The sequence below is a fragment of the Desulfitobacterium sp. PCE1 genome (assembly GCF_000384015.1).
GTDB classification, from domain to species: domain Bacteria; phylum Bacillota; class Desulfitobacteriia; order Desulfitobacteriales; family Desulfitobacteriaceae; genus Desulfitobacterium; species Desulfitobacterium dehalogenans.
The window spans coordinates 2,378,594-2,397,802 of record NZ_KB913023.1; the positions used below are offsets into that span (position 1 = coordinate 2,378,594).

Annotated in this window: 14 protein-coding genes and 1 pseudogene; 2 read left to right on the forward strand and 13 right to left on the reverse strand. The window is 43.8% G+C overall.

Annotated features, from left to right (window positions below):
- Positions 1-91 precede the first annotated feature (91 nt).
- From DESPCE1_RS0111755 to DESPCE1_RS0111820, 13 genes are all read right to left on the reverse strand, one after another.
- Positions 92-2,767, reverse strand: coding sequence for a DNA translocase FtsK (locus DESPCE1_RS0111755; protein ID WP_019850583.1), 2,676 nt, complete (start codon positions 2,765-2,767; stop codon positions 92-94).
- A gap of 178 nt (positions 2,768-2,945) precedes the next feature.
- Entirely contained in the window at positions 2,946-3,917 is a 972-nt protein-coding gene (locus tag DESPCE1_RS0111760; RefSeq protein WP_014794225.1) for a metal-dependent hydrolase, read from the reverse strand.
- A gap of 255 nt (positions 3,918-4,172) precedes the next feature.
- The gene (locus tag DESPCE1_RS0111765; protein ID WP_014794226.1) at positions 4,173-5,060 is read right to left on the reverse strand and encodes a BON domain-containing protein; all 888 of its coding nucleotides are present in this window, start codon (positions 5,058-5,060) and stop codon (positions 4,173-4,175) included.
- Between the two features lie 84 nt (positions 5,061-5,144).
- Positions 5,145-5,978 carry a PHP domain-containing protein gene (locus DESPCE1_RS0111770; RefSeq protein ID WP_019850585.1) on the reverse strand — a complete coding sequence of 278 codons (834 nt, stop codon included), beginning with the start codon at positions 5,976-5,978 and terminating at the stop codon, positions 5,145-5,147.
- Positions 5,979-6,272: 294 nt separating this feature from the next.
- Entirely contained in the window at positions 6,273-7,874 is a 1,602-nt protein-coding gene (locus tag DESPCE1_RS0111775) for a D-aminoacylase (protein ID WP_172637611.1), read from the reverse strand.
- A gap of 97 nt (positions 7,875-7,971) precedes the next feature.
- Positions 7,972-9,378 carry a cytosine permease gene (locus DESPCE1_RS0111780; protein ID WP_014794229.1) on the reverse strand — a complete coding sequence of 469 codons (1,407 nt, stop codon included), beginning with the start codon at positions 9,376-9,378 and terminating at the stop codon, positions 7,972-7,974.
- A 46-nt stretch (positions 9,379-9,424) separates the two neighbouring features.
- On the reverse strand, positions 9,425-10,849 hold the full coding sequence (gene hydA / locus DESPCE1_RS0111785) for a dihydropyrimidinase (protein ID WP_014794230.1): 1,425 nt from the start codon (positions 10,847-10,849) through the stop codon (positions 9,425-9,427).
- Positions 10,850-10,929: 80 nt separating this feature from the next.
- Positions 10,930-12,120: a YgeY family selenium metabolism-linked hydrolase gene (locus DESPCE1_RS0111790; protein WP_014794231.1), complete on the reverse strand. Its 1,191-nt coding sequence runs from the start codon at positions 12,118-12,120 to the stop codon at positions 10,930-10,932.
- 25 nt (positions 12,121-12,145) lie between these two features.
- Complete coding sequence (locus DESPCE1_RS0111795) at positions 12,146-12,514, reverse strand: RidA family protein (RefSeq protein ID WP_019850587.1); 369 nt, start codon at positions 12,512-12,514, stop codon at positions 12,146-12,148.
- 24 nt (positions 12,515-12,538) lie between these two features.
- Positions 12,539-13,759: a diaminopropionate ammonia-lyase gene (gene dpaL / locus DESPCE1_RS0111800; protein WP_083838561.1), complete on the reverse strand. Its 1,221-nt coding sequence runs from the start codon at positions 13,757-13,759 to the stop codon at positions 12,539-12,541.
- A 269-nt stretch (positions 13,760-14,028) separates the two neighbouring features.
- Positions 14,029-15,801 (reverse strand): sigma 54-interacting transcriptional regulator, encoded by a 1,773-nt coding sequence (locus tag DESPCE1_RS0111805; protein ID WP_019850588.1) that lies wholly within the window; start codon positions 15,799-15,801, stop codon positions 14,029-14,031.
- Positions 15,802-15,996: 195 nt separating this feature from the next.
- Positions 15,997-16,242, reverse strand: a complete 246-nt coding sequence (locus DESPCE1_RS0111810; RefSeq protein ID WP_014794235.1) for a hypothetical protein — start codon at positions 16,240-16,242, stop codon at positions 15,997-15,999.
- Positions 16,243-16,845: 603 nt separating this feature from the next.
- Positions 16,846-17,157: a YmaF family protein gene (locus DESPCE1_RS0111820; protein WP_014794236.1), complete on the reverse strand. Its 312-nt coding sequence runs from the start codon at positions 17,155-17,157 to the stop codon at positions 16,846-16,848.
- Between the two features lie 457 nt (positions 17,158-17,614).
- Between DESPCE1_RS0111820 and DESPCE1_RS24020 the strand changes: the two genes are divergently transcribed.
- Together DESPCE1_RS24020 and DESPCE1_RS22560 are read left to right on the forward strand one after the other, a co-directional pair.
- Positions 17,615-17,737 (forward strand): hypothetical protein, encoded by a 123-nt coding sequence (locus tag DESPCE1_RS24020; RefSeq protein ID WP_014794238.1) that lies wholly within the window; start codon positions 17,615-17,617, stop codon positions 17,735-17,737.
- A gap of 744 nt (positions 17,738-18,481) precedes the next feature.
- Positions 18,482-18,862 (forward strand): annotated as a pseudogene (locus DESPCE1_RS22560) (DDE-type integrase/transposase/recombinase); the annotation flags it as partial.
- Positions 18,863-19,209 lie beyond the last annotated feature (347 nt).

Genomic DNA, 19,209 nt, shown 5'->3' on the forward strand with positions numbered 1-19,209 from the left:
ACCTGTCTTTTTCTCTTTATCCCTTTAACACAACAACAAAAAGGAAGAATCCCTTTAGCTTCTTCCTTTTTATCCATTACACATATTAAAATTAACCAAACCGCTCTTCAAATTCTTCAAGAGTCAAGAGGATTTGACGAGGTTTACTCCCTTCATACCCCCCCACCACCCCATTATCCTCAAGCAAATCGATCAAACGGGCAGCACGCGCATAGCCAAGCTTTAACTTTCTTTGCAAATAGGAGACGGAAGCCATGCCTGTATTGATGATAAGGTGACCTGCTTCAATAAAAAGCTCATCATCCGGTCCGGCGCCCTCACTTTTTCCCGATGGGTTTGCACTTAGAAATCCTTCCGGATCCAGATATTCAGGTGACCCTTGAGCCTTCCAGTGAGCTATCACTTTCTGAACTTCTTCGTCTGCAACCATACATCCTTGAACCCGCATGGGCTTATTCATGCCTTGTGGGGAATAGAGCATATCTCCTCTTCCCAAGAGCTTTTCGGCCCCGGTCGAGTCGAGAATGGTTCTGGAATCGATCTGTGAACTTACCGCAAAGGAAATCCGACTAGGAATATTAGCTTTAATCACCCCGGTGATGACATCTACTGAAGGTCTTTGGGTAGCAATGACCAAATGGATTCCGGCAGCTCTGGCCATCTGAGCAAGGCGACAAATGGATTCTTCCACCTCATCAGCTGCCACCATCATCAAATCTGCTAATTCATCAATAATAACCACAATCAAGGGCATAGCCGGAACAGTATGATTAGCCCTGATGTCGTTTTCTTGACCAGTCTCTGATGCTTTCAATTGATTATACCGTTCAATATCCCGTACTCCGGAAGCGGCAAACAATTCATACCGGGTTTCCATTTCTTTGACTACCCATTTTAATGCGGCTGAAGCTTTTTTGGGGTCTGTTACCACAGGGGCCAAAAGATGAGGAATCCCATTATAAATACTCAATTCCACCATTTTGGGATCCACCATAAGGAATTTAACCTCATCAGGACAAGTATTAAAGAGCAATGAATTGATGATGGCGGTAATACACACGCTCTTTCCTGAACCGGTGGCCCCGGCCACCAACAAATGAGGCATCTTGGCTAAATTAGCCACAATAGACTGATTGCCAATATCTTTACCTAAAGCAATTCGAAGCTTAGCAGACCCTTCCTTAAATTCCGGTGTCTCCAGAACTTCACGGAAAGGAACAGCCCTAGGGTGTTTATTGGGAACTTCAATGCCAATAGCGGACTTTCCTGGAATCGGCGCTTCAATTCGCACGTCCCGGGCAGCTAGCCCCAACGCGATATCATCTGCCAAATTGACAATGCGGCTGATCTTAACTCCGGGAGCAGGAGCCAACTCATAACGAGTAATCACGGGACCCCGAGCTACGCGGATGACCTTAGCCTGAACTCCGAAATCCTCCAGCACCTTCTCCAGATGTTTTTGAGTATCCTGATCATGAACCACTGTAACTTGAGGAAGAGGATCCAGCAACTCAAAGGAAGGTAAACTCCAAACCTTGGCCTTATTCAATGCCTCCGTGGTTTTTATGCTATTTTCAGTAGGGTTATCTTCTTCGTTTTCCTTTTGAAGTTTAACCGCTTTTCCTTCTGGATTAATTGCAGGTACTTCAGAAAGATTATTTTTTGTCGCTGCTAGAAATTCTTCCTGTTCTTCAATCGTCTCTTCAGATTGTGAGGTAAGCTCTTCTTGAATCATATATTCTTCTCTTGAAGGAAGAAATGCTTCAGGAAGAGGTGCTTCTTCATAGGCGGGAATTTTCTCTAACGGTTCAATTTCTATTTTTTTAGTACTTTCATTCTTAATTTGGCTTGGAGCCATACTGCGCACTAATCCCGAGCTTAAAAAGGGATCTTCAGTAGTTCCTGGGAAAGACTCCATCTTTTCCTGGAGGACTTTCGGGTTTTCCTTTTTGTGAAGTCCTTCGATTCTTGGTTTTTCCAGAGATGATTCAAGGCTATGGTAAGGAGTATGTAGGGATTTTCCAAGTAAGGCTGCGCGTTCCTCAGGGGAAACCCCTTGGGGTATTCTACCCTCGTTCTTTATCAACTGGGTTACTTGTCCCGGGTAATGATCTGAATCAAAACCAGTTATGTCCGGTTTTTCCCACTGGCGTTTACTAGGAAAAGAAGGCTCATTATTCCTTATCTCTTCTTGTATTTCGGAACTTACTTCATCAAAATAACTTGAGAATCCCTGTATTGTTGTTAGGCGGGTTCCAATGGGTTTAAACGAGATATCTCTACCTTCTTTGAAGTATGTATCAAAATCCTTGCCCAAGTCATCAAGCTCTACCAAAGGTTCCATAGGCTTCAGATCTAAATCTGAGGAGAAGTATTCTTTAAACCCTTTTAAGGGGACGAGCTTCCCTTTTGGCAACTCAATACCTTGATCAAAGAAACTCTCTTCCACAAATTCTTCTTGAAGGTTCTTTCCTTTTGCTCTTTCTCTTTCTCGAGTTCTTCCTCGAGAATAAGATTGTTTTCCCTTTGGCCTGGAACTCTGCTTCCGCCCAAAAAGTGCAGACGCCCATACACCAATGGCCAAAACAAAAAATATGAATGGCGCAAGCCAAACCTTTTCCCCAAGAGGATATTTCATCAGGTTATAAATAGCCTTACCGACTGAGGTAAATCCTAATTCCCCCAATAACGTTAAGAATCCTAATAATGCCAATATTACAGCAACCCCTTGCCGAATAGGCAGGGTTTTTCTTTTCCTTTTCGACACAGTCCCACCTCCACCAACTTCAATTATCCTTTATGTCTAAAATATAGTCAAAGAGTTTTTTCATTGACCAACTTATTTACGTTAAGGCTCCACAACTTGGCTTAGAATAGAAACTTCCCGTGTATTAAAAAGCACAGGACTCTTCCACGCCGGAAAGCCTGTGCTCCTATATCCAGATTTAATACTCCAGAACTATCCCTTGAGATTTCTTACTTCCAAAAGTATAAAATCTCTCCTCAGTAATCTTACCATCTGAGCAAATTCGGACTTCTCCAGTATAGAGGAAATCTTCTTTATCCCAATACCTAAGATCGACAAACTGTACCTTGGTCTCCGTTTCCGGGCTATCTGTACGGACCACGTGAAAATATGGGGTGAATCGATTAAAAATATCCGCTAATTCGCTCTCTAAAGCATTATTTATTAATGGATCTTCCGAATCCCATTGAGGTAGAACTTTGAGGACTTTGGCGTTCTTTTTTTTCATAATTCCAAAGCTTACAGTATCCTTCTCGTAGAGTAAGAAAGCCCAGCTAAAGGGACGATACATGGCAGGTAGGATTTTTACTTGGCCACGTACTGCATCAAAGGTTTCCTCAAGTCGTTTCCGAGTTTTATAACGGTCTATTTCCCGTACAAAAAGATAAACAAACGCAACCGTAAAGACTGCTAAGGTTGAACGCAGTCCAAATTCCGGTCGATTGAGTGAAAAAACAAAGGAAGAAAGGAACAATACGAAAATTACCGGATCTGTCACCATGGCCATGTTCACTGTAAATTTCTTCTTATAAAATGGCCACAAAAGTTGGGCACCATAGGAATTCAATAAATCGGCAATTCCATGAGATAAAGTCCCTATTAAAGTCCAAAAGACAACCGTTAACCAGGAACTGGTGGGGAATACACCATAGACAAGAGTGCCTAAACCTAAAGCCATTCCACCTAGAGCCAGGAATGAGTGGCTAGCCCCCCGGTGTTTCAACAAATAATTGAGCCTGCCTTTGAGATGGGTGACAATATCCAAATCGGGAATCATTGCTCCCAATGTGCAACCTACAAAAATCGGGTCATTTAGTTGTATAGGGTGCCCCGAAAGATTGGCTAGTGCGGCACCGATTAAGCCGTGAGTTATTGGATCGATGTTTAACACCTCCGAAGGACTTCGTAAGCCCGCTTGCCGTTTTTTTCGAACGGATTCATTATATCATATATAAAATGCATTTTGTGTTTCCTCATTATAGGAAATTTTTATTTTCGTAACTTTTTTTCCAATTCTTTGACTAAATATAAAAAGTAGGGGATTCTCCCAGTGCAATTCCGAAAAAAATTACTACTTTTCGGAAAGACACTGGGGAATTTCCCTACATTTGTTTTAGGCAATACTCAACTTTGTTAAAGATCCGCATTATTTGCCCGAGTGAGAAGCAACTTTAATGGAGCTATTAATGCTCTTAATTCCTTCCACATGCTGTCCCATGGATTCCGCCCATCTTCGATCCTCATCCGAGTAGACTTCACCAGTCATATAAGCGATTCCATCTTGAACAAAGGCCCGAACAAACTGAGATGTCATCCCATGCTGACCTAGCTTACGCACGAGCTGTTCAGTCATATAAAGATCCTCACCTTGAGAACGATGGCGAGAGAAAAGCTCACTTACCACAGCTTTAACTCCTGGCACTTGATAGGCTGTATCGACTGCCCATTCAATCTCCTCTTGGGTATCAACCATTCCGGTGAGAGTAATTAAGCCATTGCGAGCCGATGTTTTGATCTCATGAGCGTTCACCCATGGAGAAGCTACTAAAGCATTTTCAACACGGTTGACAAGTGTGGCATCGTCCACGGCTTTTTCTAAGAAATCGATTTCACTGCGAACTTCTTTCACCCCTCTGACCTGAGAAGCGATTCGTTTCGCAAGACGCTCACTGCTTTGGGTCTCCAGATGCCCAAGCAAAGTCACAATCCCTTTACTTGCCCGGCATCCCAAATGCATGATCTCTTCGAAATTAGATTGGGCAAAGCGCTCAACCACTTGCTTTTCAATATCCTTATCGGTGATTTTTCCGTCGTTGGCAACCGTCAGAGAATTATCCAGCTCTTTTACACCGTCGATGCGACCAATTCTTTGCCCGATAAAATCTTTTTCGGCAAGGCTATCCACTGTCCCCCATAGGGAAACTTTATCCCCTTTTACTTCAATATGGATTCCTTGGCCCGATTCCCCGAAGTGAGTTTGGATAAGAATTTTTATGTCTTCATGAACATCTTTTTCCGGTCGTGATTTTTGCATTCTTATGTCCCTCCAGCTCAAAAAACTAAGCTTAGTTTCTCACTGAAGGTATTTTTTTATCCTCAGTAAAATAAATCGACCTTCCTAAAAGTCAAGATTAAGGAAACGCTGAAGTTCAATACTACATTGTTCCGGAACATCAATTTCTCCAAGTTTAACCGGTCCGAATAAACCATGGAAATCACTGCCTCCAGTGGTCAGTATTGCTTTTTCCTGGGCTATATTCTTATAGTTTTGAATCAATGCTTCCCTCTGCTCCCAATAGCCATAATAGACTTCCAAACCCATAGGGCGGTAGGATAAGAGCTCAGTCACCATACGATCATCTCGCAACAACCCGGGATGAGCCAGTACGGGGACACCACCGCATTCATAGATCAAATCAACGGCTTCTTCAAAAGGATGTTCTAAAAAAGGTAAATAGGCAATTCCATACGGCTGGAAGAGTTTTGCTATAGTGGGCCATTGGATAGTACCGTTTTCGTGTTCATGAAGAGCCCGCATAATATGACCTTTGCTTACTGCACCTTCAGGATTAGCGATTTTCTCCACCTCCGCCCATTTCAAGGTGAATCCATCGTTCTGCAACCTCTTGACCATCTCATAGGCCAAATAGGTTCGCTGCTGTCGAAGTTCCTTTAGTCGTGATTGGAGATCGGAATGGATGACAGCCTCAAAGGGAAAATACCCCAGTAAATGAACTTCCTTACCTTTAAAGGCTGTGATCAACTCGACCCCTGGAATAATATTCACATTATGCTTTTGCCCTAACTCCATGGCTTCCTGAACGCCGTTGGTGGTCTCATGATCAGTCAAAGCCAATATACGAACACCCTGCTTGACAGCTTCCTGGATGATTGCAGCAACTGAAAGAGAACCGTCCGACTCTATAGTATGAATGTGTAAATCGATCGTCATTTTTAGATTCACCCCCTATGCTGCTCAATAGATATCAAAATAATTATCCTGAACAATCCTGACATTCAATTCTTATGATTTATTATAACGCATTAATAACTTGGTGATGACATCACCTATGAAAATATTTCCTCTAAGTCAGGATATCTGAGTTTTTTATGCGTGGCGCGCAGCAAAAAGAGGAGATGAGTCTCTCTAGATAGAAGCCCCATCTCCTCTTTCATTTCTGTCCAGCCCTTATATCATTGTGTGTCGGTTCATGGGTGAATATTCCGCACTATTTTACCAGAAATTTCATCTCTTCAGCACGCGACCGGCACGGAATCCGGTATGCTTGCCATGATTGATAACGATCTGGCCGTTGATCAAAACGTAGTCAATTCCTTCCGGATACTGGGCAGGATTCGTGAAATCGCCCTTATCGATAATCGTGTCTCGATTAAAGATGCAGATATCTGCAAAATAACCTTCCTTCAGCAAGCCTCTCTCCTTCAGTCCAAAGACCTCCGCAGGCTTACCGGTCATCTTACGGACAGCTTCTTCCAGTGAGAGTGCCTTTTGTTCGCGGACATATTTACCCAACACACGGGGGAACGACCCGTAGACGCGGGGATGGGGTTTGCCGCCCAGCAAGCCATCAGTGCAGACATTCTGCTCAGGCATAGTCATGAAACGGATAACATGCTCTTCTTTCCCATAATAATCATACATGCCAACAGCATTTTCTTCCTCGTAAAGAAGATCAAATACAGCATGGTAGGGATCCTTGCCGCGAAGCTCTCCAATCTGGATAAGATTCAGACCAATGACATCTTCGTTCTTCTTATTTTTAACACTGGTTACATAGATGCCGTCCAGGCCTGCAAAATCAACAAAGTTATCCCATCCGGGAATGCCATGTTCAATATCATAGATCATCTTAATGCGCAATTCCGGATCTTCCAACCGCTTTAGAAGCTTGTCTGTACCGCCGTCATGAGCCCAAGGAGGAAGGATGACCCCTAGCATGGTGCTGCCAGCAACATAAGGGTACTGGTCAAATGATACATAGATGCCTTCAGCCTTTGCTTCCTTGAGGAGTTCAACCTGGCGATCGATCTTGCTCCAGTTAGGCTTTCCGCAAACTTTAAAATGAGACCAGTGAACCTTAATGCCGCTTTGTCTACCGATTTCGATAACTTCCTTCATTGAGTTTATGATATCATCCGCTTCACTGCGCTGATGAACGACAAATACTCCATCATATTCAGCAGCCTCTTTGCATATCTCAACGACCTCGTTCATCCCGGAATAAGCACAGGGCATATAAATCAAGCCGGTGGAAACTCCTAAAGCACCGGATTCCATTTCGCGGCGGGTAATCTCTTTCATCTTTTGAATTTCTTCTTCGGTTGGTTCTCTATTATCCAACCCCATAGCCTCCATACGGATATTTCCGTGGGGTACCAGATAGCACGCATTAAGGCCAGGTTTTGCCTCTTCAATGGCCCGCAGATAATCTTCGGTTGTAGCCAAGTCTTCCCAATGGATATCATCACTGTCTCCGTCCAATCCGGCAAGATTCTTACGCCAGGGCTGAATATATTGTTGAGGCAGCGGAACCAAGGAAATACCGTCCTGTCCCAAGACCTCCGTTGTGATACCCTGCATAACCTTCGGCAAAACTTCCGGATCGGTCAGAATCTGTATATCTGAATGACTATGAGTATCAATGAAGCCTGGAGCGATCACATGTCCTTCTGCGTCGATGACCCTATCGGCCTCAACATCGCCAAGCTTTCCGACACTCACAATCTTGTCATTTTCGATAAGGAGATCACCATAATAGCCGGGGGCAGCACTGCCATCAACAATAAAACCATTTTTCAGCAATGTTTTCATAGTCAAACCCTCCATTTCACTGTGTATTAGGATATAGGGGCCGGACTTAAGATCAGAAGACCTCAGTCGCAGCCCCAACCGGGTTCTTTGCTAATCAAGGCGATGCCATCAATTATTGAATATCTTCATTAAATTCGATAATTTGCCCGATTTTTTGATCATGTTTTTTCATCGTAAAATTCTTCATAAGGACTACATAGATAACCGGAGCCACAAGCAAACCGATGAAGAACGCATAGGTGCTGCTGATGAAGCTCAGTCCGAAACCGGCTACCAGAGCAACGACTGCACTCATGTTGAATCCGTTATTATACTGATACTGTCCGCCAGCAGTGTATAAATCCTGAACATTGAGCTTGCATTTTCTGATGATGAAATAGTCAGCCAGCAAAATTCCCATCACAGGCCCAAGCATTGTCGAGATATAGACCTGCATATCCACAAGGAAAGTACCGGAGTTTTGAATTTTCCACGGTTGCATACCTACTGCAATCACGCCGCAAATAATTGACGCCATTTTAAAGTTAAGCTTGGGAAAAATACTGATGAGAACATAGGAAGGGGGCATAAGATTACCGACAGTGTTTGTAGACCATTGAGCAAATACCACAGCGATTAACGCCAAAATCAAGCCGAAATTGCTGTTAAAGAGCTTCACACAGATTGCGTTCAAATCCCATTCACCCGTCGTGATTCCTGCTGCCATACCAATCAGCATGCAAATTACGCCGATCACCATCAGACCGAAAAACTGACCGATTAAAGCACGCTTATTACGAGCCAGTAAACCCTTTTTCTCATAGTCGGGTACATGCTCGATTTGGCGAGCCAAGTCGGAACCATTCAGGGCCATGGTAATCCAGCCCCCTGCAATACCGGAAATAGCATAAATAACCGACATGTTACCTCTACCCGTTGTCGCCATAATATCGGTAACAGTGACACCGTAGGCATTTCCGATCGCGATGGCAATGGCAACAAAGAGAATGGCCAGTGCCGGAATGGCGATCCAGTCAAATTTCGCCATCGCCTTTAGTCCGTACATAGCATTAACCACCTGGAACACGGCAAAGGCAATAATCATTAAGGTTAAATTGCTGAAGCCGAAAAGGATTTCCATAATATAGTTTAACGCAGCCGCACCAACCCAAGTTTGAAAACCGAACCAATACAGAGCCGGAATTGCACGCAGCAGACCGGCAATAGATGAACCCTTGTAACCAAAGGGCGCACGGGCGTACACCGCAAAAGGAACGCCATAAAGGGTCCCGATATCCCCAATCAGTGCCGTTAGGGCAGTTACTATACCATAACCGATAAGAATGACAAAAACCATTGTCCAAGCACTGAGACCGTCGCCATTGTTATAATACTGTGCACCAAGGGAGAAAGCTACGACATTAATCGTCATACCTGCCCAAAGAATAAAGTAGTCCGCTAATGACATTGTTCTTTCAGACTTACCTGCTGGCATTAATTCAGGGCTTCTTAAAGAAGCCGAGCGGTTTGGAGAATTCATACACTATTCCCTCCATAAAATTGTATTAATGACGATTTGCTATGATTTAGTCCAGACCGAATTTTTCCAGGTATTGAGCATTAATTTTTCGTTTAATAAACTGACCGGCACCCTTTTCTCCTTTAAACTCACCGCTTTCTACGATGACCTTGCCCCGGGCGATCGTCATAATAGGGTAACCCTTTACCTTGAAACCTTCATGCAAGCAATAACTGATATTGTTGTGAAGAATATCCTTAGATAGAGTCACCTCCTTATCCATATCCACAATAACGAGATCCGCATCGGATCCAGGGGCGATGATACCCTTTTGTGGGTAGCAGCCATAGATCTTGGCAACATTGGTGCTGGTCAGGGCGCAAACCTGGTTGATCGTCAGGCGTCCTTTCCCTGCTCCCTCAGAAAGAAGAATCGGCAAGCGAACCTCTAACCCGGACATGCCATTGACCACCTTGGTGAAGTCCTGAATATAGTTACCGTTTTCGTCTTTTTCAAGAAAGGCTGCTTTTTCATTCGTGTCAAAAGTGCAGTCGTCAGAGCCGGTGACGGATATTGTACCATCCTGTAGTCCTTGCCATAAGTCTTCTGCGTCTTTGGGTGTGCGCAGCGGGGGAGAGCATAGGTATAAATACCCCTCTTCCTTTTCATAATTATCATCGAACAAGGTAAGATAGTGAGGACCGGTTTCCACATAGATGGGAAATCCTGATTCATGGGCACGGCGGGCAACATCCAACGCTTCTTTATGGGTTGTATGGACCACCATAACGGGGCAATCGACATACTCCGCAAGTCTGCATGCCCGTTCAAAGGCTGCTGCTTCGCACTTCTGAGGTTTAGTCTTCGAGAAGTTAACCCAACTCAGATCGCCGATTTTTCTTACTTTTTCGATGGCATCTTCCGCCATGGTATTGTCCTCACAGTGGAGCATGGGCAGACCGCCCACTTCCTTTGCTTTTTCAAAGACTTTAATCATGGTCTCCTCATCAATCATGACTCCTTCCTTTTTGTATGTCATAAACATTTTAAAGGTCGGTACGCCATACTCTGTCAGTTGGGGAATTTCTTCCACCAGTTCGGGAGGAGACTTGACAAACTTTCCGTGGACACTAAAGTCTATAGCGGATTCCTCCATCTCCTCCCTGCGTTCTTTTACTGCTTCAAAAACGGATTTTTCTGGAAAAACATTGGCAAAATCCATAAACATAGTTACCCCGCCGAAAGCTCCGCTGATACTCTGTTGATAGAAGGTATTGGCACCTAAACATCCTTGGAAAGGGGCCATACAGTGCATGTGTGCTTCGATAACGCCGGGCATAACATACTTGCCTGTCGCATCAATGGTTCGAATTCCTTCAGCGGCTTCATAAAATCCAAGACCGACAATTTTGTCATCTTTTATGGCCACATCACAAATTGTGCTGGATGACGGGGAAACAACGGTTCCGTTCTTAATAATAAGATCGTACATAATTTTCTCCCTTCTCTTTTCGATGACTTTGGTTTATAGGCACTTTTTCAAACCGTATAAAAGATTACGGCAAAATGCATTTATCTCATTTCAAGCAAGCCCTTACTGATAGACATATAAGCACTGACAGCACCATACAACTGTTCAAGCTCGATATACTCGTCTGTAATATGGGCCAGATGTTCCCATGAGGGACCTAAACCGATGGTACGAATCTTTGCTTCACCTGCATAATGACTTCCATTAGTGCAAAATTGCCAAGTAGAAATTTGCGAACTGAAATTGTTTTTTTGCAATTCCTGATAAGCAGCCTGCACAAAATCATCATGCTCGTTATACAACCAGGCGGGGAAGAATCGTTCTCCTTCGATTACTGCTCCTGTATAACATTTTTCGGAACCCCACGCATAGGAAACTTTTGCTTCCAACTCAGGGTCATTTTCCTGTAGCTTCCTAATAAGGTCTTGGATAGGGGCCAGCACGCTTTCTTTCGTTTCATCGACAAGAGTGCGGCGATCATAGGTAGCCCGGCAGTATTGAGGTACTACCGACGCTCCAGGATAGGGGGATGACTTTATATCCGTTAACTCTAAAATTCCTTTGCCAAGCACTGGATGATTCTTGACCGGCAATCCTTTGATTCCCTCTATGATTTGCATCATCTTATAAACAGCGTTGACACCTTTTTCAGGATTGGAAGAGTGGGCGGGGCGGCCAAAGGTTTCCACAACAATTTCTGCACGACCTCTCTGCCCAATCCGCAGATCCAGATGGGAGGGCTCACAAATAACCACAATGTCAGGTTGAACTAATTCACTGATAGAGCGGGCGCCAACACCTTCAAAGCACTCTTCGTGACAGCTTCCCGCCACATATATTTCACCGGCAAAATCGCGGTTAGTGTCTTCTGCGAAAAAGGCTGCTGCACAGCATGCGGCAGATAAACCACCTTTCATATCTGTAGCCCCCCGGCCATAAATACGGCCGTTCTCAATTTCTGCACCAAAAGGATCATGAGTCCAAACGTTTGGATCAGCGACGGGTACCTCATCCATGTGCCCCTCATACAGGATTTTTTTGCCGGGTCTGTTCCCCTTAATGCAGCCAATGACGTTTCCATATTTATCCGTTTCTATAGTGTCGAATTGATGCAGACGGAAAAACTCTTCCATAATCCTGACAACATCTTGCTCTTCTCCTGACATGGACTTTGCCCGTATCAGATCACTACACAGCTCCGTGACTTTCCTTTGTCTTTCCGAATTTAACATAAGATCTTATTTCCTCCTTATCACCCTATAATTCTGCAATCGCTTCAATTTCGCAAAGAACGCCTTTCGGTAGAGTTTTCACTGCCACGCAGCTGCGGGCGGGTTTTGAAACAAAATAGCGAGCATATACCTCGTTAAAGACTGCAAAATCATTCATGTCCGTCAAAAAACAGGTGGTTTTTATGACCTTTTCCAAGCCTGAACCAGCAGCGTCTAAAATCGCTCCCACGTTTTTACAGCTTTGTTCCGCTTGTCCAGCAATGCCCTCCACAATGTCACCGGAAACAGGATCTACAGGAATCTGCCCGGAAGTATAGACAAGATCACCACTAATAAATCCTTGGGAATAGGGCCCGATAGCACCTGGTGCTTTTGATGTTCTGATTCCCTTCATTATAAAGTCCCCTTTTATCGTTGATTACTTGCAGCTGGGATATTTTCCATCCCAGACAATTGCCTGATAATTTTCCTGATCAGTATCTCCTTCGGTACTGAAGAAGAGAACTCGTGAGTTTTCGTTTAATTGAAGCTGATCTTTTAACTCCTTATACATCGGGTTTGTCATGATCTCTGCTACACAACCAAACGGGGCCGCACCACTTTCACCCGAAATAACTCTCTCGTCTCCTTGAATTGGATTGCCAAGGATACGCATTCCCTTTGCTGCGACATAATCAGGGCAAGATATAAAGTGATCTGCGTAGTTTTTCAAAACTTCCCAGGCAATGCTGCACGGCTCTCCACAGGCGAGCCCAGCCATGATCGTATTCATCTCTCCCGCGACAAAATGCCGCTCCCCATCATCGGCCTGAGCAGTAAGGTACAGGCAGTCTGCCTTATCGGGCTCAATAACGGTGATGATCGGACGTTCTTCACCATACAGTGATGCGAAGAAACCCGTGACAGCTCCGGCCATAGAACCGACCCCGGCCTGCAGGAAGATGTGGGTTGGTTTTTCCTTTAATTGACCATAAACCTCATAGCCTAAGGTACCGTATCCCTGCATGATCCAGCGGGGAATATCTTCATAGCCCGGCCAGGCTGTATCCTGTACCATGATCCAGCCATGTTCTTCCGCTTTGCTGTTAGCCAAACGAACGGCTTCATCATAATTCAGCTCAGTGATGGATGCATCGGCACCTTCAGCCCGGATATTCTCCAGCCGTTCAGCCGCACTCCCCTTCGGCATATAGACTACAGAGTGCTGCTTAAGCTGGTTCGCTGTCCAGGCAACACCACGACCATGGTTACCATCAGTCGCCGTGACAAAGGTCAGTTCACCAAGCTTGCTGCGAACTTCTTCCGAAACCATCTTTTCGTAAGGAAGATCCCGAATATCGGTACCCAGCTTTGAAGCAATATAGTTGCCGATTGCATAGCTGCCCCCCAAAACTTTGAAGGCATTGAGTCCGAAACGATACGATTCATCCTTGACATAGACCGTACCAAGTCCCAGGGCTTGTGCCGTGTTTTTCAATTCTCTCAGCGGCGTTTTTTGATAAATGGGAAAGCTGACATGAAAGCTATGGACCTTTTCAGCTTCCTCCAAATTCAAAAATGTCAGATCGCTTACCTCCTGTTTATCACGCTGAAACGAAACAATTTTAATCTCTTCTTTCACCAGAGATCCTCCTTTCATATGACCACTTAGGGTCAGTCTAACTTTATACTTAATTTCAAATAAGTTCGGCAAAAACCACTTGAAACTAAATATTAACCACAACAATATAGTTGCAATTTTTGTGCCAATTCTATGTTGTCTTGAATAATTAATAAAAAAAATGCAACATATCAGAAATGTTGCATTTTACTTAATATTTCTTGAACGTATTCGTCGGACTCAATTAAAAATAGATGTTTCTTTTGTTCTCATTTTAATAATTTTCTCAAAATAAGAATAGAGAATTGTCAATTTGAGAATTGCTCCATTTTACGATATAAGGTTGCAAGGCTAATACCGAGACTTTTCGCCGCCTCTTTTTTTCCTTGAGTATTCATACCGTGAAGACGCAGGGCTTTTGCTATTTCTCGGCGCTCAACTTCCTGAAGGGGTATTACATTTTCCTCGAACCCATATCTTTTTTCTTTTTTATATGCACTATCCCGTTGAATTAAGACGGTGTGTTCATCAACCAAAAAATCCTTAGGTAATGTTTCTAATCCTAGGATATCCTGATCATTGCACATATTCACCATATATTCCACAGTGTTTTCCAACTCCCGAACATTACCATACCACGGATACTTCAGCAAAGCACGCATAGCTTCCGGCGAAATTTCACGATTTGGCTTGCCGAGCCGTACCGCATATCGTTGTGCAAATAAATTGGCAAGAACAGGAATATCCTCAAGACGGCTGCGGAGGGGCAGAATCTTAACAGGAATTACATTTAATCTGTAATACAGATCTTCACGGAACTTACCATTGGCAATCATAGTCCGGATATCTTTATTCGTGGCAGCAATTACACGTACATCTATGGAAATCAAGTGATTGGAGCCAATACGGGTGATTTTACGCTCCTGAAGAACTCTTAGAAGCTTGGCCTGCAAATACAGGGGCATATCACCGATCTCATCCAGAAAGATTATACCCTGATTGGCCAGTTCAAATTTCCCTACCCGTCCGTTGGGGTCGGCTCCTGTAAAAGCGCCTTTTACATAGCCGAATAATTCAGCTTCCAGCAGGCTTTCAGGAATAGCCGCGCAATTCACTGCTACAAACCGTTGTTCTTTGCGATCACCAGCGCGCCAAATAGCGGTGGCTACAACCTCCTTACCGGTGCCACTTTCTCCGGTAATAAGCACTGTCGAGGTGCTGTTCGCAATTTTTTCAATTTGAGCTCGAAGGGCTATCGTTTCTTGGCTGTCGCCTACCACGATACCTTCACTTACCGCGGCAGTCATGGCGTATAACTTTTTATTCAGATCGCGGGTTGGGGTAAACGAAAGAAGCTCGGCATAAGAGTCATCCGCTTTAAGCAGAGAATGAATTTGGCCAAGAATACGAAATGTCTTTGTTCCAACATTCAACATATATTCTGTCTTCCCATTAAGCTTATCCCCGGTTGGGGACAACATAATTTGCATGCCATCGAGAGTGTTCAACATCAGCTGCTGCTTAGCAGCCCGATTGGCCATGGTGACGGTGTGCTTGCGGCTGACAATGAGAACTCCCTCTTCCATATTATTAATGGCGAAGGCAAGGGCCGACAGCATTGACTCCTTTTCCTTGCGATCAATCTGTTCGATTGCTTTGGCCGCAATAAAATTAGCGATCTGCTCAATCAGCCCAAGATATGTTTCTTCATCCGCCAAGATCGCATTACGCTGCTGCGCATTGGAACCAACCAATCCGATCACACCTATAATTTCATCACTGGCCCTGATCGGCATAGCAATCTCAATTTCCTCGGCGCAGCTGTCCCGCTTAGGGCAATTGTTACAGATCGATTCTTGACCTGGAGAATAAATGACTTGAAGCTGACCCTCCTTTATAACATGACTATAAGCATATCCTTCTGCGGACATATCCTCGTTTATATGATCAGCAAACATACCGGTACCGGCTACACGAAACAATTCAGTATCCACTACCTCTACGTCCACATTTGATATCTTTGCCATAATCTCTGTATATTTCTTGACAGTCTCTTGGATTTCGAGTAAAATGCCTGCCATTTCATTCCCTCCGACGCCAGTATAATTTCATGGTTTGAACTTTATTTAAGTGCTTGTTCAGCTGAGTGTCGGGAATCCATGCGAAGCTTCTCCCACAACAAAATCGCTCCACATTTGCAGTATACTGCAGATGTAGAGCTAACACAACCTGTCTATCCCTTAATTAGCCTTCTCTCACCACATCCCCTAGGGCTTTCACATCCTATAAAGAAACCATTTGCACGTTTGCAGCTCAAACTTTAATTCATAGCGGGTCATTTTGCCTGCTATCTCACTCCGACAGCTGTAGATTTTCATCCTGTTCGCGGCGAGCTTTTCTTCCTTCGTCGAAAGGATTTGTTGCACGTCGATGACCTGGTCTTTATACCTGAATCTTGCTGGAATAGGGTTGCCATTCTTAAATTTAGCTATCATCTCAACTGGATCCATGATAACTTCCATACAATCACCCCGGATATACGTTCGTATTCAGAACTTATGTTCTATTGTAGGCTATCCAAGGGGAAATTAGAAGTGGAAATAAAAGGCAGAACCCCGGTGTTGCCACACACCGGGGTTCTGCTTCAATCCCAAAGAAGATCTGACTAATTCGTCCCCCACTACACCTATATGTCCATGTTTCCATAAACGTGACAAGCACCGGGATTATTCCTCAATGAGAACCTATCACTAAGATCTATTAAATAAGTCAATAATAATTGTATCATATCCAACAAAATGGAGTGCCTGCCTTGCCTAAAAAGAAGTGGTCGAATGAAGAAATCGAGAACCATAGAAGACAACACAATATGTATTTTTATTACTATAACGAAGATGACGGAAACTTATTCGTTCCGAAACCTAATATGTTTAGCATGAGATGGACTATACAATGGATGACATTTAATTGGGCACATCCAATCGCTCAAATTTTCCTTTTTATATTTTTAACACTCGTCATCCTTCCTGTAATTTTTAACATTATGCATTAATCATAATACTCCGGGGCTTATAATTACACGCATAAATGAAAAGAGCCACTTGGCTCTTAAGGTTTCTTCATTTTCATATTCCAGGTGCAGGCATATCAAAACCTTTTATGTGGTGTCTGTGCCCGTTATCCACTGTCGTATAGAAATCCCAATAATGAACATGCCCGCCGCATTCCATGGGAATGGCTGTGCTTGACACAGCTTTGTAATAATGAGTATGTCCGTACTCATATAGCACATAACTTTCAGAATGATGAACGTGACTTTCACCTGTCGGAATGGCCGGCCCGGTTATATCTAAACATTGATGAGAATGGCCGTGATCACAAGATGTATGTGTGGAGCTACCGTGATTATGAGTAGCCGGGCTAGTTTGTTGAGTCATTTTCACACCTCCCCTTTTTATAAAGTATTTTTATAGGGAAGGTTTTGACACCATTAGGATGAGTCACCTCAAAATAGTAAGCCTGGCCCATACTTCTTCTGCTCATGCGCCAGCAAATCTGCCTCATCCCTGCACCTTTTCCAGTTCCACCAGCTACAGTTAATGCAGTTTACCTTAGCTTTCACATCTATCAGATCATATAACCTGTACAACTGCATCACTGCTCGAATTACAATTGCCATATTGTGGCAAGTCTTATAGACAAAGCATATTATAAACTATCTTAAGGTAAAGGAGGGTATTCAGATGGCATATGGAGTTGGCTGTGAACTTCGTGAAGAACGTCGTGAGAGACGTGAAGGTATTGCAATTGTAACTGTAATCATTCTTCTGCTCATTGCTTTGGGCATCGTATTCTAAGCTTAACTAAGTTAAAAAGTTGGAAGGAGGTCATGTCATGTACGGAATGGGTTCTTTCGGAATGGGCGGCTGCGGCGGCGGCGGATTTGGTGGTTTTGTCGGCGTTGGGATCATTGCTATTGCGATTCTTATCCTGATTGCTCTTGGGGTAATCTTTTAAAACAATAAAAGAAAGGCCAGGCAAATTGCCCTGGCCTTTTTGTTGTCATAAGCGGCTAGGTGAAGCATAGATAGCCGTTTTAAGTGGAAAAGAGGGATCAGTAATACGTTTAGGATTAAGGAAGACAAACCGGACCTGATATAATCTATGCATTTCACGGGGACAAGGTGACATTTTTCCATGAAGAAAGGCACCTTTTGCAGGAACACCTTTGCTCATTAACAATATAAACACAGACGAAGGCAAAAAAGTGTGAATCCTATATCACAGTACAGGATGGACAATATTTGAAACTCAGTGGTGCATAATGGAGGCTAAACTAAAGAGTTAGAAAAAGCAGAAGCCCGGCCAACAATAGACCGGGTTTCTGCTCATCCGAAGAAAGGTCTGAGCAATGGCCGTTACAGCAACACCCACTCCACTATATGTTCATGTCTAAGGATGTGTGACAAACAGCCCATAGCCATATAAAAAAGCAGAAAACCTAGTTCACCATACCAGGCCTCTGCTTCTGCGGGAATTGACCGATAAAAAGATACAAAAATCATCGATACCACAACCAACGACCTCTATATCCGCAACCCACTATAATTATGCGCCATGTCCGAGAAAGTGTTACAAGCACCAGGCGTAGTCGAAATGCTCTCCGAGCGTCGATGTATCCCGCTTCGAGCTGGTCATGTATGCCCAGCCTCTATTGGCTCATATAATCTACATCTGCACAACTGCATCATCACCTAACTTTTTACTGCGTATTGTCCAAATCAGAAATGGGTTACTGATATTTCCTACATTCATACAAAACAACAGGGAGTTCTTTATCTTTCTGTCATAAAAGATCTTTACGATGGATTTGTCGTTCATTATGAAACCGGATCTGAACAGACTATAGGTCTAGTAACAAATACAATCAAGAATGCGTTAAAAAAAGAATCGGCCGCTGGTGGACTTGCACTCCACAGCGACCAAGGGGTTTCAAGTGCGACAAGAAGTCGCTTGATATATTGCCGAAAGGCTACCCCATCCATTCGGGGTAACTCTATTATGACTAGCGTGGATGGTAACGTCTGGGCTAGAAAGCTCACAAGACAATGTGGAAGTCCAAGAAGCCTAAATCTGGGATAACTGCTAGAGTAAGAAAGCTATGGAGAACGTAAAGTGAATCACTGTAGGAATCGTTACGCTGGAGGAAGCGAAATAGGCTGAAACGCTTCGACCAAAAGGTAAGGAGTCGAGCAACGGCGAACTGGCAAACCAATGCGAATGGATAAAGCACTCCCGGTTCAAAGGTGGCTCCTAAGGCTTTCACAATTATGTATCATGCGGAACTTGGTAAACCCTACATGCTCCTCACGACAATGAGGTATCCAACCGCAAGGAAAAGAAACGGCATAGAGGGCAGAAGAAAAGGATAAAAAGCAAACGCTCCTTTTGTAACGAAAGAAGATAGGGGTTCAAACTTTGCCCTAACC